The 21,475-nt window shown below is 49.0% G+C and carries 21 protein-coding genes; 13 read left to right on the top strand and 8 right to left on the bottom strand.

What is annotated here, in order from left to right:
• The first annotated feature begins 1 nt into the window (after position 1).
• The 3 genes from KJW29_RS08685 (at position 2) to KJW29_RS08675 (ending at position 4,471) form a co-directional block, all read left to right on the top strand.
• Entirely contained in the window at positions 2-1,690 is a 1,689-nt protein-coding gene (locus tag KJW29_RS08685; RefSeq protein WP_214629464.1) for a vWA domain-containing protein, read from the top strand.
• A 29-nt stretch (positions 1,691-1,719) separates the two neighbouring features.
• Positions 1,720-2,859 (top strand): toxic anion resistance protein, encoded by a 1,140-nt coding sequence (locus tag KJW29_RS08680; RefSeq protein WP_214629463.1) that lies wholly within the window; start codon positions 1,720-1,722, stop codon positions 2,857-2,859.
• Between the two features lie 178 nt (positions 2,860-3,037).
• Complete coding sequence (locus KJW29_RS08675; protein WP_108992529.1) at positions 3,038-4,471, top strand: DHA2 family efflux MFS transporter permease subunit; 1,434 nt, start codon at positions 3,038-3,040, stop codon at positions 4,469-4,471.
• Between the two features lie 52 nt (positions 4,472-4,523).
• Here KJW29_RS08675 and KJW29_RS36460 read toward each other — a convergent pair whose 3' ends face one another.
• Positions 4,524-4,814 (bottom strand): DivIVA domain-containing protein, encoded by a 291-nt coding sequence (locus KJW29_RS36460; RefSeq protein ID WP_214629462.1) that lies wholly within the window; start codon positions 4,812-4,814, stop codon positions 4,524-4,526.
• A gap of 167 nt (positions 4,815-4,981) precedes the next feature.
• On the opposite strand from KJW29_RS36460, the gene KJW29_RS08665 reads away from it, so the two are divergent.
• Both KJW29_RS08665 and KJW29_RS08660 read left to right on the top strand, forming a co-directional pair.
• On the top strand, positions 4,982-6,196 hold the full coding sequence (locus KJW29_RS08665; protein WP_214629461.1) for a GNAT family N-acetyltransferase: 1,215 nt from the start codon (positions 4,982-4,984) through the stop codon (positions 6,194-6,196).
• A gap of 35 nt (positions 6,197-6,231) precedes the next feature.
• Positions 6,232-6,768: a hypothetical protein gene (locus tag KJW29_RS08660; protein ID WP_214629460.1), complete on the top strand. Its 537-nt coding sequence runs from the start codon at positions 6,232-6,234 to the stop codon at positions 6,766-6,768.
• An 80-nt stretch (positions 6,769-6,848) separates the two neighbouring features.
• On the opposite strand, the gene KJW29_RS08655 is transcribed toward KJW29_RS08660, so the two are convergent.
• Positions 6,849-7,631, bottom strand: a complete 783-nt coding sequence (locus KJW29_RS08655; RefSeq protein WP_214629459.1) for an SDR family oxidoreductase — start codon at positions 7,629-7,631, stop codon at positions 6,849-6,851.
• A gap of 138 nt (positions 7,632-7,769) precedes the next feature.
• Between KJW29_RS08655 and KJW29_RS08650 the strand changes: the two genes are divergently transcribed.
• Positions 7,770-8,294, top strand: a complete 525-nt coding sequence (locus KJW29_RS08650; RefSeq protein WP_214629458.1) for a cyclase family protein — start codon at positions 7,770-7,772, stop codon at positions 8,292-8,294.
• A 57-nt stretch (positions 8,295-8,351) separates the two neighbouring features.
• Here the strand turns inward: KJW29_RS08650 and KJW29_RS08645 are convergent, their stop codons facing one another.
• Positions 8,352-10,199: a stalk domain-containing protein gene (locus KJW29_RS08645; protein ID WP_214629457.1), complete on the bottom strand. Its 1,848-nt coding sequence runs from the start codon at positions 10,197-10,199 to the stop codon at positions 8,352-8,354.
• Positions 10,200-10,356: 157 nt separating this feature from the next.
• On the opposite strand from KJW29_RS08645, the gene KJW29_RS08640 reads away from it, so the two are divergent.
• Entirely contained in the window at positions 10,357-11,886 is a 1,530-nt protein-coding gene (locus KJW29_RS08640) for a glycine betaine uptake BCCT transporter (protein ID WP_214629456.1), read from the top strand.
• A 66-nt stretch (positions 11,887-11,952) separates the two neighbouring features.
• On the opposite strand, the gene KJW29_RS08635 is transcribed toward KJW29_RS08640, so the two are convergent.
• The 3 genes from KJW29_RS08635 to KJW29_RS08625 all read right to left on the bottom strand — a co-directional run bounded on the left by KJW29_RS08635 (position 11,953) and on the right by KJW29_RS08625 (position 14,686).
• Complete coding sequence (locus KJW29_RS08635; RefSeq protein WP_214629455.1) at positions 11,953-12,396, bottom strand: CBS domain-containing protein; 444 nt, start codon at positions 12,394-12,396, stop codon at positions 11,953-11,955.
• 127 nt (positions 12,397-12,523) lie between these two features.
• Positions 12,524-13,177, bottom strand: a complete 654-nt coding sequence (locus tag KJW29_RS08630; RefSeq protein ID WP_214629454.1) for a YjgB family protein — start codon at positions 13,175-13,177, stop codon at positions 12,524-12,526.
• Positions 13,178-13,390: 213 nt separating this feature from the next.
• Complete coding sequence (locus KJW29_RS08625) at positions 13,391-14,686, bottom strand: FAD-dependent oxidoreductase (RefSeq protein WP_246608650.1); 1,296 nt, start codon at positions 14,684-14,686, stop codon at positions 13,391-13,393.
• Between the two features lie 121 nt (positions 14,687-14,807).
• On the opposite strand from KJW29_RS08625, the gene KJW29_RS08620 reads away from it, so the two are divergent.
• Entirely contained in the window at positions 14,808-15,851 is a 1,044-nt protein-coding gene (locus tag KJW29_RS08620; protein WP_214629453.1) for a LacI family DNA-binding transcriptional regulator, read from the top strand.
• Between the two features lie 71 nt (positions 15,852-15,922).
• Here the strand turns inward: KJW29_RS08620 and KJW29_RS08615 are convergent, their stop codons facing one another.
• Together KJW29_RS08615 and KJW29_RS08610 are read right to left on the bottom strand one after the other, a co-directional pair.
• Positions 15,923-17,578 carry an FAD-dependent oxidoreductase gene (locus KJW29_RS08615; protein ID WP_214629452.1) on the bottom strand — a complete coding sequence of 552 codons (1,656 nt, stop codon included), beginning with the start codon at positions 17,576-17,578 and terminating at the stop codon, positions 15,923-15,925.
• Positions 17,571-17,873, bottom strand: a complete 303-nt coding sequence (locus KJW29_RS08610; protein WP_214629451.1) for an ArsR/SmtB family transcription factor — start codon at positions 17,871-17,873, stop codon at positions 17,571-17,573. The genes KJW29_RS08615 and KJW29_RS08610 overlap by 8 nt, the downstream gene beginning before the upstream one ends.
• A gap of 330 nt (positions 17,874-18,203) precedes the next feature.
• On the opposite strand from KJW29_RS08610, the gene KJW29_RS08605 reads away from it, so the two are divergent.
• The 5 genes from KJW29_RS08605 to KJW29_RS08585 all read left to right on the top strand — a co-directional run bounded on the left by KJW29_RS08605 (position 18,204) and on the right by KJW29_RS08585 (position 21,462).
• Positions 18,204-18,986: a sulfite exporter TauE/SafE family protein gene (locus KJW29_RS08605; protein ID WP_246608649.1), complete on the top strand. Its 783-nt coding sequence runs from the start codon at positions 18,204-18,206 to the stop codon at positions 18,984-18,986.
• Positions 18,987-19,003: 17 nt separating this feature from the next.
• Entirely contained in the window at positions 19,004-19,582 is a 579-nt protein-coding gene (locus KJW29_RS08600) for a sulfurtransferase TusA family protein (protein WP_214629449.1), read from the top strand.
• Positions 19,583-19,647: 65 nt separating this feature from the next.
• The gene (locus KJW29_RS08595; RefSeq protein WP_214629448.1) at positions 19,648-20,043 is read left to right on the top strand and encodes a DsrE/DsrF/DrsH-like family protein; all 396 of its coding nucleotides are present in this window, start codon (positions 19,648-19,650) and stop codon (positions 20,041-20,043) included.
• A 24-nt stretch (positions 20,044-20,067) separates the two neighbouring features.
• On the top strand, positions 20,068-21,213 hold the full coding sequence (locus KJW29_RS08590) for an MBL fold metallo-hydrolase (RefSeq protein ID WP_214629447.1): 1,146 nt from the start codon (positions 20,068-20,070) through the stop codon (positions 21,211-21,213).
• A 21-nt stretch (positions 21,214-21,234) separates the two neighbouring features.
• Entirely contained in the window at positions 21,235-21,462 is a 228-nt protein-coding gene (locus KJW29_RS08585) for a sulfurtransferase TusA family protein (RefSeq protein WP_087568577.1), read from the top strand.
• The last annotated feature ends 13 nt before the right edge of the window (positions 21,463-21,475 follow it).

Here is a 21,475-nt window from a genome sequence, read left to right as displayed (position 1 = left end):
AATGAATAAGGGCAAGTTTTTCCTTATAGCTAGTTCTTTAATTATCATTGTTTTCATTGCTGTGTACGCGGGGATTACGTTAACCTCCAACTTAGGGAAATCCGATGCCGAGGTGTCGGCCGAAGATGCGGGCAAACGTCTGGAAAAACTATACTCCAAAATATCTGTCAACACCGCCGAACCCGTGAAAGGCCAGATCGATATAAATCCCGTGGACGTTGCGGAATCGTTGCCGGAAATATCGAAGTTTCCAATAACAGTGACAAATACTACGGACTTATATGTAGAGATTTTCTCGTCGACAGAAAAGGGCGGTACCGGTACAGACGGGTGGTTAAGCGACGCTGCATCTGATTTTAACTCGTCTAATCCGTCCATTAATGGGAAGCCCGTATCCGTCATGATCAGGAATATTGCTTCCGGGACCGCAACCGATTATATCAAATCCGGTAAATACATACCCGATGCCTTTACGCCTTCCAATGAACTTTGGGGAGAGATGGTGAAAGCGGCAGGGGTGAAGACAGAGCTCATTTCGAGCAGACTGGTTGGCAATGTGCCAGGTATCGTTATTGCAAAGGCGAAACATGATGAACTCGTTAATAGCTACGGCGCGATCAATGTAAAAACCGTGACGGAAGCGATCGCCAATAATGAATTTGCTATGGGATATACAGATCCATTCGCCAGCTCGACGGGTCTCAATTTTCTCGTTACGGCTCTGAAAACCTTCGATAACGGAAATCCGTTAAGCAGTGAGGCTGTGCAGGGTTTTGAGCAATTCCAGGTCAATGTCCCTTTTATCGCTTCGACGACCATTCAAATGCGCGATGCAGCGACTTCCGGCATGTTGGATGGATTCGTACTGGAGTATCAGACTTTCGTTAACACGCCCGGCGATCTTAAAAATGAATATGTCTTTACGCCTTTTGGTGTCAGGCATGACAGCCCGCTCTACGCGCTTGGCGACATTTCGAGCGAGAAGAAGGAAATTCTCAAAGCCTTCACCACCTTTGTAACCGACGAAAAATATCAAGTCCATGCAAAAGAAAGAGGTTTTAACGGCCTTGATGATTATAAAGCCGAGCTTGAGCCTCTCGACGGTCCTACATTAAGCGCGGCGCAAAAGGTGTGGAAGGAGAAGAAAAACGGCGCTAAACCGATAGCGGCAGTATTCGTAACGGATGTATCGGGAAGCATGGATGGCGAGGCGCTTAATCGTTTAAAAGAGTCATTAACGCAAGGCCAGAAATATTTAGGCAAAGACAACATGATCGGACTGGTCTCTTACTCCAGTGATGTAACGATCAACCTGCCGATCGCGCGATATGACACGAATCAGCAGTCCTTGTTCGTCGGAACCGTTAACAGTCTTCAAGCAAGCGGCGGGACCGCGACATTTGATGGCGTCGTCGTGGCGATCAAGATGCTGCAGGATTATATGGCCGCCAACCCTGATGTAAAGCCGCTCATCTTTGTGCTTAGCGACGGCGAAACCAACGAGGGCCATTCCTTAAAGGATATTCGCGGTCTAATCGAAGGCTACAAAATCCCGATCTATACCATCGGATACAACGCGGATATTCAAGCCCTTCAAAGCATATCCAGCATTAACGAAGCAGCAAGCATCAATGCCGATACGGACGATGTCGTGTATAAAATCAGCAACCTGTTTAATGTTCAAATGTAATCCAACGATAGATTAAGGGAGGAATTTCAATGACATTTTCCATGCAGGTATCAAGTGCTGAAGAGCTTAAAGAAATCGTTGAGGAACAGATTAAACCCATCCCGAAGGAAGTCGAACAACTAAAGGAACAAGCCGACCAGAATGTAAAGGCCATTATGTCGATCGACATGGACTCGCTGGAGAAACGAAAATCCATTCTTACGTCCGTGGAGCAATTCGGATATGATACCATGAAAACCTCCTCATCCAAAAACGCGTTGCTGCAAGTGTCTTTGGGAAGTCTGTCCAAGTCGGGCGAAGAGGGCGGAGTTGTAGCCAAAGGGCTTGGCGAACTTCATATGTATATGAAGGATCTGGATCCAAGCGGCATTGATTTTTTAAAGAAGGGTCTTTTCGGGAAGCTGTTTAATCCGTTAAGGGCTTACTTCCAGAAGTTTGAAAAGGCGGACGCCGTAATCGCGAAGATTGTTCAATTGCTCGAGAAAGGCAAAGCCGGCTTAAAAGACGATAATACGACGCTCTTGATTGAACAACATGCGCTGCGGGATTTAACAAAGAAGCTGGAGAAGGAAATTCAATTGGCTGCCTTTATGGACGAAGCGATCGAGGCTCAGATTGAAGCAGCGAAGCTGCGCAGCGAGGATCCGGAAAAAATCAGGTTTATCATCGAAGAAGTGTTGTTCCCGCTTCGTCAGCGTACGATGGATATGCAATCCATGATGGCCGTCAACCAACAAGGTTACATGGCATTCGAAATTATTATTCGGAACAACAAGGAACTCATCCGTGGCGTTGATCGTGCCAACACGGTTACCGTTTCGGCTTTGCGGGTTGCGGCAACCGTCGCCAGCGCTCTCGCAAACCAAAAAATCGTGCTGGATCAGCTTAACGCTTTGTACGCGACGACGAATACTTTTATCGAAAACACGGCAAGAATGTTGAACACGCAAGGGACGGAAATTCATAAAGGAGCCATTGATTCGAGCATCTCGGTGGACTCACTGAAGCAGGCCTTCGCCGACACCTTTGCCGCAATGGAAGCGATTAGTCAATACAAGCAGGATGCGCTCCCCCGCATGAGAGCGAGCATCGAAGAATTCCGCCAATTAGCGGAAGCAGGAGAGCAGCAAATTGTTCGGCTTGAACGCGGCAATGCAGTTGGACTATAAAGAAATGATATACGATTGCTTCAAACCGCGTTTATCGCGGTTTTTTTCTTTTTAAATCGATTTTCGCTATTGAATCGAAGGCAAAAGCGTGTAGAATAGAACTCAGCCCTAAAAACGAAGGAGGCAAGAATGTCACATCGCGCATGATTAACTACACAGATTGGGAGAAGTGAATTTCATGAAGAAGTACAATACACGCGCCATTATGGCATCGCTGTTAATCTGCGGTTTCGTAGGCATGTTTAGCGAGACGGCACTTAACATCGCGATCAGTAATTTGATGGACGTGTTCCAGATATCGGCCGCAACCGCTCAATGGTTAACGACCGGATTTCTGTTAACGCTTGGCATCTTAATGCCGATGAGTGGACTATTGCTGCAACGTTTCACGACCAGGCAGCTATTTATCGGATCGCTTGCGAGTTCCATTGTCGGTACAGTCATAGCGGCACTCGCGGTAAATTTCGAAATGTTGATGGCAGCCCGCGTCATGCAGGCATTTGGTATGGGGTTATTGCTTCCCCTTATGTTTAATACCATCCTGGTCGTCTATCCGCCTGAGAAGCGTGGAGCGGCTATGGGTTTTGTCGGACTTGTCATCATGTTCGCGCCAGCGACAGGACCGACGGTAGCAGGGTTATTAATTGAGTATTTAACTTGGCATTATATTTTCTGGTTCTCGCTTCCATTTTTGATTGTTGGTTTACTGGTTGGTCTGAAGTATCTGGAAAACGTGACGGAAGTGTCCAAGCCGCGAATCGATATCTACTCTATTGTGTTGTCGACGATTGGTTTCGGCGGAGTCGTATTCGGCTTTAGCAATGCGGGCGAGGGAACGGAAGGCTGGAGCAATCCGGTCGTCATCATTTCCATTGCGGTTGGCCTAGTCGCGCTTGCATTGTTCGTAATCCGTCAGATTACGATGAAAGAACCGATGATGAATCTGCGCGTGTTTAAACACCCGATGTTTATCGTTGGTCTGTTAATGGTTTTGGCGTGCATGATGATTATTTTGTCGAGCATGATTATATTGCCGATGTTCCTGCAGAAAGGTTTGGGACTGTCCGCTCTCGTGACGGGCCTCATGCTGCTCCCGGGCAGCGCGCTAAATGGCATATTGTCGCCGAGAATGGGGCGTCTGTTCGATAAGTACGGCCCGAAGTGGCTGGTAATCCCGGGTTTTATAGTCGTGTCCGTCACCGTCTGGTTCTTTACGACACTGACGATAACCTCTTCCGTAGCTTTTATCATCGCCTTGCATATCGGATTGATGGTAGGCATTTCCATGGTGTGGATGCCCGCGCAGACGAATGGGTTAAACCAGCTGCCGCCTGAATTATATCCGCACGGTACGGCCGTGATGAATACGCTGCAGCAGGTCGCGGGAGCGATTGGCACTGCGGTTGCCATCAGCCTTCTGTCGGGCGGAAGCGAGAAGTATCTGCACAATTCCGCTTCGCCGACATTGCCGACGGAGCTTGCGAATGCGATGATGCAGGGAGCACAGCATGTCTTTACCTTTACATTCGTCGTTACTTTGATCAGTCTTGGGATTGCGCTTACTATACGCCGTGTCTTAGTCAGTCATTCCACCATGCATTCCATGCATTAATTGCGATAGGGGAGGGGGGAGCCATCAGGCTCCTCTTTTTTCATGAAAGGAATTAATAAATACCCGCGCGATTGAGCATTCCCTCCATCTTGATAACTCTCTCTTTCAGATTAGTGAATTCGGATCGGGTTACATCTTGATGATGATCTCCGATGTTTTGTTGCTCTTGCAGCTTCGCGAATTCGGCCGACAATTTTTCATAGTCTTTAATGATCATATCCAGAAACTCGTCCACTTCGTCCTTGTCATATCCTCTATATTTGACGGAAAATTCCTTGTTGTGAATGTCCAAAGGGGTAAAGTGAAGTCCGAACTGCTCTTTAATACTACGTATACGGCTCATGCCACTTCCTCCATTTCTATAATTTGTATGAACTACAACTCATTATACCATCAGACTTTTGCAAGAGCACATTCGTCATGATTACCCAAACTATGGGCATTCTAAAGAAATGCGCTATAATATACAGAACCAAAGTATTCCTGTTTAGAAATAGGAGATGAATCGAAATGAGTCGCAAACGAAATTTGAAAATGAAAAAAGTGGATGTATCGCATCTGGAACAATATAATCAGTTATTGCGCTATGTATTTCAGGTAACCCGGAATGATCTGTACAAGTCTGGCTGGAAGGAAGAGGAGATCGTCCATGCCAAATCTCCCATCCTGCAACAAGCGGACGTTCTGGGCTGGTTCGACAATGACAAGCTGATTTCCCAAGTATCTACCTACCCATTCGAAGTTCGGGTGTTCAATCAAACTTATGCCATGGGCGGCGTGACCGGGGTAGGCACCTTTCCGGAATATTCCGGACAAGGTTTAATGAATAAGCTGCTCTTGCAGGCTCTCACCAATATGCGAGAAAAAAAACAATCGATTTCGTACCTGTACCCTTACTCGATTCCCTATTATCGCCGCAAAGGGTGGGAGATCGTCTCCGATAAAATCGTATTCGAGGTGCAAGATTACCAACTGCCCAAAAATAAACCCGTCCCTGGCGACGTCGCTCGCATAGAACCGGAAAGCGAAGACGTAAAAAGGGCTTATGAACGATATTCGATGCAGACGCATGGCGCGATGCTTCGCAAAGAACTAGCCTGGAGTGAATACTGGCGCTGGGATTCCGATGATTTGACCGCCGCCGTCTATTATGGCGAAGAAGGACAGCCTGACGGTTATATTCTATATTGGATCGAAGAAGAGGTTTTTCATGTCAAAGACATGATTTTTATTCACGAAGAAGCTCGCAGCGGTCTTTGGAACTTTATTAGCGCTCATTTTTCCATGATATCCAAAGTCGTAGGCAACATTCATATGGATGAGCAGCTTTCCTTTTTGCTGGAAGATGCCGATATTAAAGAATCGATCTCGCCTTATTATATGGCCCGGATCGTAGACGTCGAACAATTCATTTCGAAGTATCCATTTAAACCAGCCAACATCATCAGGGAATGGACCTTCACTTTAGAAGATCCATTGCTGTCCTGGAATCAAGGAACGTTTACACTGCAAATTACGCCGGAAGGCAAAGGTACGATCTCGCGAAGCCAGAATCGTCGGAACGAAGACAGCATCAATATTCAGACCTTGACGACGATGCTGCTTGGCTACAAACGGCCCGAATATTTGCATAGGATTGGCCGTATCGCTTGTTCTCCCGAGACGCTTGATCTATTAGAAGACGCCATCGAGCAACAAACGCCTTATTTCTCGGATTTCTTCTAAGTGGAAGGTTAAAGGATTAGGAATGGAGGGATTGGATGGATCGCGACATTAACAAAGTGCCTTTTGGTTACGAGGAACACTTGGACACGCTTACGGGAAAGGGAACATTAGTGTTTTACGATACTTTCCAGGATATTTCCCATGAGCAATTGGAGCGGGCAGCTTCTTTGGCAACTTCACGCTTGTTTACTAAGCTTGTCTTGTATCCGCTGCACGAAGAGACCGCCCGACGAATCTGGAAGCGGCCGATCGAACCCTACTACAAGCGGGAGCGGCATTTATTTGATTGGCGGCAGGAGCGGGAGGACAGTGGAAACATAACCGTTGAGAATTGGGAAGGGAAACGCAAGAAGTATACCCCGATCGAAGCGGCGCTGCGGCATTTGATGGATGTATATACGCAACCGATATTCCTGTATGTCTCGCCGGCAATGGCGAATGCCTTCGCTTCCTTCCATTCCTTTGAGGAGTGGATCGGAAAAATCCGTCTAATTATAAGCGAACCGCCGCCTGACGCTCATCCTAAACTCACGAAATATAGACACCGGTGGGAGGTCGAAGAAAACAGCTGACTTGTTTGAACGTTATGGGAAAGCCACTTTAATTGTCTCGTTAAGACGTGTAAAGTGGCTTTTATCGATAATAGTTATAGTTACAGAACCGGTGACATGCCGCCGTCTATATTAATAGCCGTGCCGGTTATGTAGGAAGCCGCGGCCGAGGCGAGAAACACGATCACGTTCGCCGCTTCTTCCGCGCGGCCGATTCTGCCGAGAGGGATGTTATGCTTGGGAAGGACAGCATATTCGTCCCAGGACAATTCCGGGGCGGTTGCCTGCCAAACCCGTTCAATCTGGTCGCTTTGGATGGCTCCGATGCATACCGCGTTCACTCGAATGTTGCCTGCGGCCAAATCCTTGCTCATTGCTTTCGTTAAAGCCAATCCGGATGCACGGCTGACCGAACTGGGCAGTGACGAACTGGAAGGCGTTTTGCCGCCGATAGCCACAACGTTGACGATCGCTCCATCTCCGGACTGGCGCAGATACGGCAGCACAGCCTGCGAGCAATGTATGGCGCCAAATAACTTAAGGTCCAAATCCGCAGCCCAGGATGCAGTATCTACCTGCTCGAAAGGCTTGCCCGCCATTGCGCCTGCATTATTAACGAGGATATCGATGCCTCCGAATTGCTCGGCCGCGACAGCAACGGCGCGATTGACATCTTCTTGCCGCGACACATCGCCTTGAATAACGAGGGGCTTCGTTCCCGTCTTCGCAGCGATCTGCTCTGCAGCATTCTCCAATGACTCCAGGCCCCGGGCAATGAGAGCGACCTGGGCGCCTTCCGATGCAAGCAGCATCGCTGTAGCGAAGCCGATTCCTTTGCTGCCGCCAGTAACGATGGCACGTTTTCCTTGCAATCCCAATTGCATGCTTGTAACAGCTCCTTTAGAAAAAATCTCCAATCATCAGTAAAATCATATAGCGTAATGGATGGACAAGCAAGAGAAGGATGTCGATAGAGCTAAAATTAGCTTGGTATATTAAAAAATAGGAGAGGGGACACCTGGTTGAAAGTCATTGATTTGTCGATGCCGATCGTGGATGGGATGGACGTCTATCCCGGCGACCCAGAGGTCAACGTAAAGATAACTCATACCTTCGAGAGCCACTCTTGGGAATTACGGCAGCTTTCGATGGGCAGTCATACGGGAACCCATATGGACGCGCCTTCTCATATGCATCCCGGTGCCGCAACATTGGACGATCTGCCCTTGGAGCGATTTTTTGGACCCTCGCGTCTAGTGAGGCTCGAAGAAACGGATTGGCCGGAAGGACGGGGACTGTTTTTCAACGAATCCGTTGGAATCGAATGTTTTGATCGACTCGCGGCACTGCTCCCGCCATTCGTCGGCGGTGAACTGTCCGAGGAATTGGAGCGGGCGTTGTTAGGCATTCATATTGTGACGTATACGGGGCTGCAGAGTTTGGAACGCCTTCCCGTCGGAACGGATTTTATGTTTTACGGATTTCCACTGCGAATTGTCTCCGGCGACGGTTCCCCCGTTCGAGCGGTTGCGGTTGTGTACGATTGAGAAAAAAGAACGGCATCAGGACATGTCCTGATCTGCCGTTCTTTTTCATTGCCAGATCTACAGTCGAGCTTTAAGCAGCTCGTTTAGTTCTTTCATCATGGCGCGATAACTGTCCGTCGCGACGAGCTTTTGCTGGTAGGTTTTCCATTCGTCAATACTAATGGCTCCCATAATGACTTTTGTTTTGTTCATGTTCAACTCGTCGCGAAGCTCGATATATTTGCCCTGGCTCCACAGCAGCTCGGCTTCCGGGAAAGCGCTATCCTCGTACGACACCTTCCGCCATTGCTCCACGGAAGCTTTATACTGATCGAGCACCTTCTCCGGCAAGGCATCCAGCACGGGATTATGTTGGAGCAAATCCGGCTGTCCGAACAAGCTGTTGACGGCTGCCTGATCAGCGGCGCTCCATCCTTCTAGCTTGCTCCAACCGCCTTTTAAAGTCGTCTCTATGCCATAGTTCAGCCATTGAAGAAGGAGGTCGGGATCTTCTTTGGCCATTGCCGTAATGATGTAGGAGCCGTTGCCTGCCGAATTCCAAGGCGCAATCGAAGCACTGGAGGAGTCGGCTTTGAGGGACCCGAGCGGTACCCAAACGGCATCGTCTTCGCTTTGCTCCGCCGCTTGCTCAATCGTAAGGGAAGCAAGACCGGCGGAATCATTCTCTAAACGTTCGATCACTTGCTGTGATCCCAGTACCGCGAATTCAGGATCCACAAGCCCCTCTTGATACGCTTTGGCCAGCCACTGCAGCGCCTTCGTTTCTTCCTCGGATACCGCATGGTCGATAACCTGTCCGTTCTTGATCGAAAAACGTTCCGGTCTGCCGGTAAAAACATGCTCGACCCAAGCGATCGATTGTTCTCCGAACATGGCGCCAGTAAGACCATAGGTATCATTTTTGCCGTTTCCATCCGGGTCGTAATTCGTGAAAGCTTTCATAACCTCGTACAGCTCATCCATTGTTGAAGGAACGATAAGCCCCAGCTTGTCCAGCCAATCCTTGCGGATAGCCGGGAAGGACGCATGATGGGGGTCGCTCAGACGCGGTATGAAATAGGGATCTCCATTGAGATATCGTGACCCGGGACCTTCTTCCGCAAGCTTCTTCAAAGTCGGATAACCGTCCAAATAAGGGCCAGGGTTAACCGTAATGCTCTCCGTAATATTATTGGGGATAAAATACGGATGGTCGAACAACATGATAGACGGCATATCGCCAGCTGCGATCATGACCATGGACTTCTGTCTGTAATGGTCAGGGCCTACCCAGGTGATCTCCGCATCTGCCTTCGCAGCCTTTTTTAGCTGATCCAGCAGAACCGACGGTGTTTCGACTTCTTGCCCCGGAATCAGCGTCATGATTCTAAACTGGGGAGTAGCCAATGGATCCGAGACTACGGCAAGTCGATTTTGAGGAACCCATTCCACTTTTAAGCCTATGGATTGGGCAGTCGCGCGAAGCGGTATCCATAGCTTGCCATCGTCAATAAAAGAAGCTGTGCCTCCAGCGACGGATTTGCCCCCCGCCTGCAACTCGGATCTGCCATCGTGGATCAAAAGCTCGGGGCGCGACTGGTCCGGATTCGTGGCATGCAGCGAGCGATCGGAAGCGTTCCAGGATAAGGTATAGCCGAGGCCGATCAGCAACTCTCGTGCCGGAACCATCATGATGCCGTCTTTCAGCCTTGGCTGCTCGCTTAACCCAATACGCAGATTGCGGAACTCAACGTAGACGCCTTTTTTCCATTGCTCAAGCTGCTCGATCAACGAGGGCGGCAACTGGGTAGTTGCTACTTCCTCTGCACGGACGGGAACTGGGCCAAGAGTCGATACGGTTAGCGCAAGAACCGCCATGCTGGTTACTACCAAGCTGCCTCGTTGCTTAAATTTCTTTCTTTTCATTACGAAACCTCTCTTTCTTATGTATAGATTTAATAGTATAACGCTTTCAACAGCGGAAAAGTTTCTTGTTTTTGGAGAGGGTTGGAATTTGTACGGTCTGCACATACTGTGGATGATTGGAATCCATGCAGATATGATTAAAAGTGGGGGACATTACATGGTATTAGCCGTCTCGATCATCATTGTAGCTCTGTTTGCTATATGGGGCGCAATTGCTCCGGAGCAACTGGCATCCGTTTCCGGATGGGCATACAATTTCTCGATAAGCAATTTCGGATGGTTTTATTTGATTGCTACGTTGTTTTTTCTGGTCTTTGCGATTTATCTGGCATTTAGCCGATTCGGTCATATTCGACTTGGAGATGACGACGACGAGCCGGAATATTCGACTCTGTCCTGGCTATCGATGTTGTTTAGTGCAGGCATAGGGATTGGACTGGTATTTTGGGGCGTGGCCGAACCGCTCTCTCATTACTTGTCGCCGCCGGAGGGCGCGGAAGGAGGGACTGCGGATGCTGCGAGGCTGGCGATGCGGTATTCGTTTTTCCACTGGGGTCTTCATCCATGGGCCATCTATACCATTATTGCGCTTGCTCTCGCTTATTTCCAATTCCGCAAAGGCTATAAGGGACTGATCAGCTCCGCGTTTATCCCGCTTCTTGGCGAACGGCTAGTGAACGGAGGGATTGGCAAAGCCATTGACATATTGGCGGTTATAGCGACCGTATTTGGCGTCGCCACCTCTCTAGGCCTGGGTGCATTGCAAATTAATGGCGGGCTCCATCATCTGTTTGGTGTGCCCCTTACGGTCTGGACCCAAATTATGATTATTGTCATCGTGACCGTGTTGTTTCTTATATCCGCCGTCTCGGGTTTAAATAAAGGCATCCAATTATTGAGCAACACGAATCTGGTTATCGCCGTTTTGCTGATGCTTTTTGTATGGATGACGGGCCCGACTGCGTTTATTTTCGAAACGTTTACGACCACACTAGGCAGCTATCTTCAAAATTTGATCAATATGAGCCTTCGAATGACTCCGTTTTCCAAAGGAACGTGGGTAGGCACCTGGACGTTGTTTTATTGGGCTTGGTGGATAGCATGGGCGCCATTCGTCGGTACTTTCATCGCCAGGGTATCTAGGGGAAGAACGATCAAGGAGTTTGTCATCTTTGTCATGATGATCCCCAGTCTTTTTGGTTTTATTTGGTTCTCCGTTTTTGGCGGAACGGGACTTCATCAGGAATTGTTCGATGGGGCGCAACTGGCGGAGAGCGTTAAGGAGAATACGACCACAGCGCTGTTTCTCACTTTGGAGAACCTGCCTCTCGGTATGATTATGTCCGTAGTCGCTACGGTTTTAATTATGATTTTTTTTATTACGTCGGCCGACTCGGCGACATTTGTGATGGGGATGTTTACGACGGACGGCGATCTAAATCCAGGCAATAAAGTAAAGATCGCCTGGGGAGTTCTGCAATCTGCCATTGCGGTGACGCTCCTGATCAGCGGCGGCTTGGCCGGACTTCAGACGGCTTCCATTGTGGTCGCATTGCCTTTTGCATTTATTATCATCGGCATCTGCTTCTCTTTGCTGAAAGCTCTGCAGGCGGAAGATAAGGAACGACGCATGAAGGAGAAGCATCAGCGCCGAAGATTAAAGCAGCTTCTGGAAGAGGAGCTTTGACAGAACGCCAATGGTTGTAAAAAATCCCATCAGGCCGCTTCGGCCTTGATGGGATTTTGGCATTTTTTAGTGCACCGCGTTCTGATTCTCGTGCTCGGAAATCTCGCTAAGCGCTTGACCGGCGTCTCTGCTAGTCGTGTTGCCCAGCGCGAGATCGCCAAGCGAGATGACGCCGACGAGTCGTCCGTCGTCGACGACCGGCAAGCGGCGGATTTGATGAGCGGCCATAATATCCGCGGCTTCCTCTGCATCTGTCGCAGAGGATACCGTTACCAGCGCTTCGCTCATCACTTCGCTGACCGAACTGGAACCCTGTTTCTTTTGCGCGTATCCCCGAACGACCAGGTCGCGGTCCGTAATTGCGCCAATAAGCTTGGCGGAGTCATTGGTTTCCACAACGGGTACGAAACCTACATCGTTCCGGGCCATGATGACCGCAACCTCGTACACGTTATCCTGGAGCGTAACCGTTTTGCAATTCGTGGACATGAGATCTTTCACTTGTTTCAATTCCTTCAACACCTTTCGTATTCGTAACGTGGCAACATGTTCCGGAGACGGCCACACATCGATAGGATGCTTCCGAATAATGGATTCTATCCTTGGCACGCTGCGAGAAAAGGTTGAAGACAGAAACTCAGCCCGCCATATTATTATGGGCATCTTTCGGAGAGAACACGGATATATGATCGACCCGATCCTTGCTGGCCGGAATAACGAATTTCAGTTCGTATTGTTCGTTAACTTGATACACGTAGATATCGTCGTCTCCATTCTCCGTAACGGAATCCGCTTTGCCAAGCGTTTGCTCGATATCGCGAAGCGAAAGATCCTTTAGGTCGTCGGCATAGGAACGCACGTCGAAAACGACGCTTCCCTTATTGTAGCCGAAAGCAGCATGATGGCTTTCGTAGGTGGCGTAAATCCCTTTGCCCGCCGAGTCGGTGCGGTCGGCTTCGCCCCAATCCTTTTCGATGTCGTCGATCAGAGAGGTATGAACCGTATAGGACAGGCCCGGCACGCGTCCTTCTCTTGCCAGCTTCCGGATTTCGATCAGCTTGTCCGCGGTTGCGACAGAACCGTCTTGCTGGGACTGCTCGCTGGGCTTAGTCGGCTGTTCGGTGGCCGTAGCTCCCGGAGTGGGTGATGTGCTTTCCAGGGAGGGTTGAGCGGTTGCGGTGGCAGTAGGGGACTGTGAAGAGTCGTTCCCGTTATCGCCGCCATTAGCGCAAGCCGTCATCGTTAGCGCGCCAGCCAAAGCTGCTGCGTACAGCCAGAGTTTCATATTCATTACGATCCACACTCCTTTGTCTGTCTCTGCATGTTGTCTGTTGCTCGAAATATGGTGTAACAGACGAGCCATGTCGCCCTAAGGTTGCACGAAACGGGCATGGCTAACGGACATACACCAAAAACAACACCCCCGCCGCTTCGGCAGGGGGGAGAAGGGTATTGTATATCACTATCGTACAGGCGGGAGGAAGGGCAACGTCACCATTTTCGATTAGGATTGGCCGTTAACCGTCTGTTTAGTTCTGGCGCCTCCGTTTTCTTTGTAAAAAACAACGCCTTGCGTTTCAAGCTGTTTATGCAAAGCAGGGATGGAGATGTCCGCGAGGTTGGAACCCGATTCGATGGCAAGCGCAGCAGCGACGCCGGCCGCTTGACCCAGCGCGTAGCAGGTTGCCTGCACGCGCATCGACGACATGGCTACATGCGTGGCGGAGATGCTGCGACCAGCAACGATCAAGCCTTCTACGTTCTGAGGAAGCATGCAGCCATACGGAATATCGTATCCGTCCAGTTTGCGTTCGTCCGTGTTCGCTCCGCCGGTCGGGTTGTGAATGTCGATCTCATAGTTGGTCTGGGCAACCACGTTCTCGAAGCGGCGTCCGCTCGTCAGGTCTTCTTCGGTCAACGTATAACGGCCTTCGATCTGATTCGTCTCCCTGACGCCTACCTGTCCGGGAACATGGGACAAAATATGGTTCGGATGATTCGTTCGCTGCAGGTAATTGGCGACAGAGAACACTTGACGAAGCGATTCCTTCTCGGCATAATTAATATCTTTAATATTCGCTCCATTGCCCTTGACGCGCGTCATGTTGACGAGCAGCGTGCCGTTGCCCATGCCTCCCCAATACAGATGGCGGCCTTGCGGAAGCTCCTCGATCGATTCGTACTTATAACAATCGTCGGGCAAATATTGGCGGACCGGCTTGCCTGTGTCCTGCATCATGAACATAAGCGTCATCGGCTGCGTCAACCCATCCTCGTCTCGTCCGGACCGGGTAGGCACGCCGGAATCCTGGGCGACTCTGGCATCGCCGGTGCAGTCTATCACGACGCGTCCCGCGAACGCCCGCAGACCTTCCCGCGTATTGGCCACAACGCCAGCAACACGCTTGCCCTCCATAATAGAAGAGACGAAGCTGGTATGGTAATAAACCTCAACGCCTTCCTTCTCCAACTTGACGTTTAAATAATGCCGCAGCTCGAACGGCGAATATTGCGGCCAAATGGAAACGTGATGCGAATCCGGAAGCGCCTCGGGCAAAAACTCCGAGATGATCTCCCGATAAATACCCGTTACGTTGCCGACGCCCATGAATACGCTTACGTTGCCTAGCGTTCCCATACCGCCAAGCTGCCCCGAATGCTCCAACAGAATCGTCTTTTGTCCGCTGCGGGCGGAGCTGATGGCTGCAGCCGTACCAGCCGGGCCTCCCCCGACAACGATGACGTCGACTTCATCGAATACGGGAACGCTGCGTTCCAATTTGATTTCGCGATTTGACACAATGACCAACTCCCTTTACAAATTGTTATTCTTAATTTCAATTGTAAGGAAAATGAAGCATGATTTATAGTTTCATTTTTGTTACAATCAGAATCAGCATAACCTGCAAGGAGGAGCATGGATGTCGATTAGAAAACAAGTGACTTTACGAACGATTGCCGATGAGCTTGGCTTGACCATTCATACCGTATCCAAGGCGCTGAGAGGGTTGCCCGGCATGTCCGAAGCGACGCGCAAGGCCGTCACGGATTGCGCCCGAGAGCTGGGATACCGGACGAAGGAGCAAGAAGCGGGCATCTCGGCGGAACGAATTCCTTGGTCGTCGGCGAAACCTCGGCGCTTCGCGATGCTGATCGTCGGCGACTCCGACTTCCATCAGATGCAGTTGGAAGGGGTTCGCGTGCGTCTGAACGAGCTCGGACATTCGCTTTATCCGCTGCTCGTGCCGGCCGAGATATCCGGCGAGGACGAGCTTCGGCATTGGCTGGATAACAACGGACTGTTCTTCGCGGATGGTCTGTTCCTGACCGCGGTAATTCCGGAGTGGATGGAGAGCATTCTGCTTGAGCTTCCGCTGCCCAAGGTGCTTATAAATTACCCACCTGAAGTAACGGCGGTGGACAGCGTCATCTGGGATGTGGAATTCGCCATCCATCAATCGATGGAAGAGCTATATCGGGCGGGACATCGAGACATTTTGTACATCGGGGAGCTCGGGCGGCTTAGAGGATTTCGTATGCGATGGAGCGCGTTCGCCGCTTCGGCGGAGCGGCTTGGATTGCATGGCCTCGCTAACCCGGCAGAGCACGTAACGGAGAGTTCTTCGGACCGTGCCGCATGGATGGAACGTTTGACCTCGAAGCTGAGCTCCGGTAAATACACGGCTGCCATTGCCGCCATACCTGGCATAGCCGAATGGGTGAGAGTCGCGGCGGGTTTTCTAAAGCTGAGCATTCCGGGTGATCTGTCCCTTGTCGGGATGGAGAACGAAGCGCATCCCCGTTATGAAGCCATGTCGCGGCCTTTGCTGCTTGTCCGGGAAGCCGGCGAACGCGCGGCGGAGCTGATGCTGCGAAGAATCGCGAATCCGCTGCTGCCTTACGAGCAAGTGAGGCTGAGAGGGACATTTTATCCGGGCGAAACAATAATTCGGATCAAACCATAGAGGAGAGTGATCCAGACAATTTCCCCACTTCGAGAGTCCAGGCAGAAGTTTTCGTTTGAAAGAATGGATGGTTACCGTACTGCTTTAAACTGATTGGCCTTATAGCTCTTATATCCCCCCGAGAGGTTCCTTACTTTAAAACCATTTTGAGTTAATATTTGAGAAGCGATATAACCGCGCATTCCTACTTGGCAATAAGTATACACGGGCTTTGATGGATTCAATTCGTGCAAACGCTCGCGAAGTTCGTCCACTGGAATGTTTATAGAGCCTGGAATTGCCCCAACGGAGTGTTCATCTTCCGTACGAACATCGACGAGTTGCGTGTCTTGAATCTCTAAATCGTCCAGCTCATCCGACAGCCAAACATCGGTTCTTCCATCCAATATGTTCTGGGCGACATAGCCTGCCATGTTAACAGGGTCTTTGGCAGAAGAAAATGGCGGTGCATAGGAAAGCTCAAGTTCAGAAAGGTCTTGGACCGTACCTTTTAACCGCATCACGGTTGCAATAACATCGATTCGTTTGTCAACGCCTTCTTTACCGAAGGCTTGGGCTCCGAGAATTCGCCCTTCATCGTTAAAGATCAGTTTCAGAGTTATCGAAGACGCACCTGGATAATAAGTTGCATGGGAAGCCGGATGAATAAAAGCTACATGAGGCGTTTGGCCGTTCCGCTTGAGTGTCCGTACATTTACCCCTGTAGCCGCTGCAGTCATTCCGAATATTTTTAAAATAGAAGTCCCTTGTGTACCATGATATTGACTTGTTAATCCGGCAATGTTGTCAGCCGCAATTCGTCCTTGCTTATTGGCCGGACCTGCAAGAGGGATTGCCGTTTGATTGCCGAGAACGAAATGGTTTACCTCTACAGCGTCACCAACGGCATAAATTCCTGGAATGTTCGTCTCCATCCGTTCGTTCACAACAATGTGACCGCGGGCACCCATTTCAATGCCTGACTCACGCAGGAAACTGGTGTCTGGCGTCACTCCAATAGCGAGAATGACCATGTCGCTTGCGATTTTCCGTCCGCTTTTCAATTGTAGGTGTACTTCGTTTGATACCGCTTCGAATGATTCGACGCTGTCCCCGAGCACAAGACGTGCGCCTTTGTCCTCCAGCTCCTGTTCCGCATATACAGCCATATCGGAATCGAAGGGAGCCAAGATGTGTGGAGCAGCTTCAATTATTGTAACCTCAATACCTCTCTGAATTAAATTTTCGGCCATTTCTATTCCAATAAATCCGCCGCCAATAACAGCAGCACGTTTAACACGATGGTCTTCAATATGGGACTTGATGCGATCTGTATCAGGTAGACTTCGAAGCGTAAATATGCGCTCACTATCTATCCCAGGAATGGACGGTTTTATCGGCTTTGCGCCAGGAGATAGCAATAAGGCATCAAAGCTTTCCTCATACTCTTCGCCATTACTTTGTCGTACAGTAACCGTTCGCCGTAAGGCGTTAATACTGATTACTTCACTTTTGATACGGACATCGAGATTAAAGCGGCTCTGCATCGCTTCCGGCGTCTGGACAAGCAGTCTGGAACGATCCTTGATGTCTCCACCGATATAATAAGGAAGTCCGCAATTTGCGAACGAAATGTATTCGCCCCGTTCAAACAGGATGATTTCTGCTTTCTCGTCCAATCTCCGCATTCGTGCAGCTGCCGAAGCGCCGCCCGCAACGCCGCCTACAATTATTACCTTTTTACTCATGTTTTTTTCCCTCCGTTGATTGGAATAATAATTCAACGATCTGTTTCACTTGTTCGTTTTTGAGTGAATAAGTGACTTCAAGGCCTTGTCGCCGCGCTTCGACAATGCCGGCTGCCCGCAGCTTCTGCAGGTGGGTAGAGACCGTCGATTGCGGAAGACTCATGCAATCCTGGAGCGCCGCAACATTGAAGCTTCCTTGCCGAGCCAAACGCGTAACGATGCATAATCGTTCAGGGTGGCCAAGCGTTTTGAGCATTTCAGCCGTATTCTGAAGATGCTGTAAAGTATAATCCATCTGCGAGAACTCCTTCCATATCGGGATATCGTAATATTACGATAAAAAGATACAGAGGTCTATGATCTAAGTCACAGAGTGATTGATTTTTAGCGACATGCCCTAGTTATTCATATAGAGGGTTGACGAATATGAAACAATAGCTTATAGTATCAATATACCCATACGGGTATCTGTATTATAGAAATCAAAATGGATCGGACGGATAAATGAAAATTGTAAAGTGCTCATTTTTTTTGGTCATTTAAATACCCCATAGGGTATTATTAACGATCATAAATGAACGCATTACGTTTAGCCGGTCCGAAAAACAGAAAGGAGGAGACCCACTTGGATTTTGCCTGGATTCTGACATTGTTTGCAATCGGGTTTGTCGGTTCCTTGATTTCCGGGATGGTCGGTATCGGAGGCTCCATCATTAAATACCCGATGCTGCTTTACATTCCCCCGGCACTAGGATTCGTTGCTTTTACAGCACAGGAGGTTTCCGCAATTAGTGCAGTACAAGTATTCTTTGCTTCGTTAGCCGGGATATTTGCCTTTCGAAAGGGAGGTTTTATCAATAAGTCGCTCGTGTTATACATGGGCGTTGCCATCGTAGTCGGCAGCTTTGCCGGCGGTTATGGCTCAAAGTTTTTGCCTGATGAAGCCATTAACCTGACCTATGCCGTTCTTGCGCTTATAGCTGGTATTATGATGTTTCTTCCCAAAAAAGGAGATGAGCTAGCGGACTTCACGAAGTTAAGTTTTAATAAAACACTTGCGGCTAGCTTGGCCGGACTGACCGGGATCCTCTCCGGCATTGTAGGAGCAGCCGGCGCATTTATTACGGTTCCTATTATGCTCGTTGTTTTGCGAATACCTACACGCGTTGCCATTGCTTCATCGCTAGCGATTACTTTTATTTCTTCCATCGGCTCAACTGCAGGAAAACTGATGGGCGGCCACATGCTGCTACTGCCATCAATCGTTATGGTTATTGCCAGCACAATCGCATCGCCGCTTGGCGCTATCATAAGCAAGAAACTGAACACCAAAGTATTGCAATGGATTCTCGCGGCACTGATTATTGCGACGGTCATAAAGATTTGGCTTGATATTTTGACTAATTGAAGGGAGAACTGTTTACCATGACAACAACTCTTAAGGTTAACCGGACAATCGAATGCGAAGGCTTGGCTTGTCCATTGCCGGTTGTAAAAACAAAAAAAGCAATGGAGGAACTAAACACCGGAGAGGTCTTAGAAGTAAGAGCAACAGATAAAGGTTCCGTAGCGGATCTGCAAAGCTGGTCCAAACGGACCGGTCATCAATATATCGGACTTAAGGAGGAAGGCGGGGTATACCGCCATTACATCCGGAAAGCCGATCCAACTGAAACCAAAGAAGACGTAAAATTTCAACACACGACTTCACTGGAGGAAATTCGCAATAAACTTGCTTCCGGTGAGAAATTGAACATTCTTGATGTACGAGAACCGGCTGAGTACGCTTTCGGAAGAATACCCGGAGCCCTATCCATCCCTGCAGGAGAGCTGGAATCTCGTTATCAGGAGCTGGATCCAGACAAAGAATATCATGTGGTCTGCAGAACTGGCAGCCGAAGTGACATGACATGCCGTACCCTGGCTGACAAAGGCTTCTCAAAGCTGAAAAATGTCATTCCGGGGATGACCGAGTGGGATGGCGACTTGGAGAAAGATATTTGATAACAAATCGATAAGATCAAGGTTCAAAACTATTTAATCACATTAATGAATTGGAGGATTTAACAATGTCTAATAAACTCGCGATTATTGCAAGCAATGGCGGATTGTTCGATGCTTATAAAGTGTTCAACATTGCTACGGCAGCTGCCGCTACGGATACTGAAGTCGCCATTTTCTTCACATTCGAGGGCTTGAACCTGATTCATAAACAAGCTTATGCCCAACTGCCAATGCCGGCCGGCAAAGAGCACTTCGAACAAGGCTTTAAGGAAGCCAAAGTTCCATCCATTCCTGAACTTGTCGGCATGGCGCAGGAAATGGGCGTAAAAATTATTGCGTGCCAGATGACGATGGACGTTATGAATCTCAAGAAAGAGGATTTCGTCGACGGTATAGATGTTGGCGGAGCTGTAACGTTCCTTGATTTTGCTCAAGATGCCAATGTGACACTAACATTTTAATTTACTGCCTAAGGGGGAAATCATATGTCCACGAACAAAATTAGGAAGAAGTCGGCAAAAGAAGTTGCACAAGTTGTCTTTGGAGGCGAAGAACTGTTTATCCTCGATGTGCGAAATGAAACTGATTTTATCGATTGGAAAATTGAAGGCCGCAGCGTGCAGATTATCAACATCCCATACTTTGATCTGATTGACGGCGTTGATCCCGCGCTTGAACAAATTCCGGATGGCAAACCCGTACTTGTCGTATGTGCGAAGGAAGGCTCTTCGATGTTTGTTGCCGAGCAAATAGCGGAAGCCGGCAGAAGCAACGTGTCTTATTTGGAAGGGGGGATGAAGTCGTGGAGTGAATACCTGGAGCCTGTAAAGGTTGCAGATTTAACAGGTGGAGGCGAACTGTACCAGTTTGTTCGTATCGGAAAAGGCTGCTTATCTTACGCAGTGCTTTCTAAAGGCGAGGCTGCCATTATCGATACAAACCGTATGATGGACCAGTATGAGAATTTCTTGCAAGCAAAAGGCGCCAAACTTGTTCACACCATTGATACGCATCTGCATGCCGATCATATTTCAGGTGGCCGGGCTTTGGCAGAAAAGCATGGCGCGACCTATCACTTGCCCGAGAAAGACGCAGGCGAAGTGACATTCCACTACGAGAAACTTGAAGATGGCAAGGATATCCACGTAGGTAGCGAACGAATTATTGTACAACCTATCTACTCACCCGGGCATACAATCGGTTCGACATCGTTTATTATCGATAATAAATTTTTGTTGTCCGGCGATATTTTGTTTATCGAATCGATCGGACGCCCGGATTTGGCAGGGTTGGCCGAGGATTGGGTAGGCGACCTTCGAGAGACGCTTTACAGCCGATATAAAAATCTGTCTGAAGAATTAATTGTTTTGCCGGCGCATTTCGGTAAAATTACCGAGCTTGGCGAAACGGGGCTGGTATCTGGCCGACTCGGCGACCTCTACAAGCAAAACCCAGGCTTAAATATCACGGATGAAGGCGAATTCCGCAAGACAGTTACCGAAAACTTGCCGCCGCAGCCAAACGCTTATCAGGAAATTCGCCAAACGAATATGGGGAAAATCAATCCCGACGAAGAAGAACAACGTGAAATGGAAATCGGTCCAAACCGGTGTGCCGTTCATGATAACTAATAAACTCTGGAGGAATGTATAATGGATCACAATAAATTGTTAGACGCAACTGGATTGGCGTGTCCGATGCCTATCGTAAAAACAAAAAAGTCGATTGATGAATTATCATCCGGGCAAGTGCTGGAGGTACATGCTACCGATAAAGGAGCCCAAAATGATTTGACCGCTTGGGCCAAAAAAACAGGTCATGAAATATTGGACAGCAAGGAAGAAAACGGCGTTTTCAAATTTTGGATTAGAAAAGGTTAAATACTGAGGAGGG

The organism is Paenibacillus agaridevorans (assembly GCF_018604145.1).
In the GTDB taxonomy this organism is placed as follows: Bacteria; Bacillota; Bacilli; order Paenibacillales; family Paenibacillaceae; genus Pristimantibacillus; species Pristimantibacillus agaridevorans.
This window is presented reverse-complemented; position numbering and strand designations above follow the sequence as displayed.

Bases quoted from the DNA above. Each gene is read 5' to 3' on its own strand.
- KJW29_RS08685 (WP_214629464.1), top strand. From the start codon at position 2: ATGAATAAGGGCAAGTTTTTCCTTATAGCTAGTTCTTTAATTATCATT.
- KJW29_RS08680 (WP_214629463.1), top strand. From the start codon at position 1,720: ATGACATTTTCCATGCAGGTATCAAGTGCTGAAGAGCTTAAAGAAATC.
- KJW29_RS08675 (WP_108992529.1), top strand. From the start codon at position 3,038: ATGAAGAAGTACAATACACGCGCCATTATGGCATCGCTGTTAATCTGC.
- KJW29_RS36460 (WP_214629462.1), bottom strand. From the start codon at position 4,814: ATGAGCCGTATACGTAGTATTAAAGAGCAGTTCGGACTTCACTTTACC.
- KJW29_RS08665 (WP_214629461.1), top strand. From the start codon at position 4,982: ATGAGTCGCAAACGAAATTTGAAAATGAAAAAAGTGGATGTATCGCAT.
- KJW29_RS08660 (WP_214629460.1), top strand. From the start codon at position 6,232: ATGGATCGCGACATTAACAAAGTGCCTTTTGGTTACGAGGAACACTTG.
- KJW29_RS08655 (WP_214629459.1), bottom strand. From the start codon at position 7,631: ATGCAATTGGGATTGCAAGGAAAACGTGCCATCGTTACTGGCGGCAGC.
- KJW29_RS08645 (WP_214629457.1), bottom strand. From the start codon at position 10,199: ATGAAAAGAAAGAAATTTAAGCAACGAGGCAGCTTGGTAGTAACCAGC.
- KJW29_RS08640 (WP_214629456.1), top strand. From the start codon at position 10,357: ATGGTATTAGCCGTCTCGATCATCATTGTAGCTCTGTTTGCTATATGG.
- KJW29_RS08630 (WP_214629454.1), bottom strand. From the start codon at position 13,177: ATGAATATGAAACTCTGGCTGTACGCAGCAGCTTTGGCTGGCGCGCTA.
- KJW29_RS08620 (WP_214629453.1), top strand. From the start codon at position 14,808: ATGTCGATTAGAAAACAAGTGACTTTACGAACGATTGCCGATGAGCTT.
- KJW29_RS08615 (WP_214629452.1), bottom strand. From the start codon at position 17,578: ATGAGTAAAAAGGTAATAATTGTAGGCGGCGTTGCGGGCGGCGCTTCG.
- KJW29_RS08610 (WP_214629451.1), bottom strand. From the start codon at position 17,873: ATGGATTATACTTTACAGCATCTTCAGAATACGGCTGAAATGCTCAAA.
- KJW29_RS08600 (WP_214629449.1), top strand. From the start codon at position 19,004: ATGACAACAACTCTTAAGGTTAACCGGACAATCGAATGCGAAGGCTTG.
- KJW29_RS08595 (WP_214629448.1), top strand. From the start codon at position 19,648: ATGTCTAATAAACTCGCGATTATTGCAAGCAATGGCGGATTGTTCGAT.
- KJW29_RS08590 (WP_214629447.1), top strand. From the start codon at position 20,068: ATGTCCACGAACAAAATTAGGAAGAAGTCGGCAAAAGAAGTTGCACAA.
- KJW29_RS08585 (WP_087568577.1), top strand. From the start codon at position 21,235: ATGGATCACAATAAATTGTTAGACGCAACTGGATTGGCGTGTCCGATG.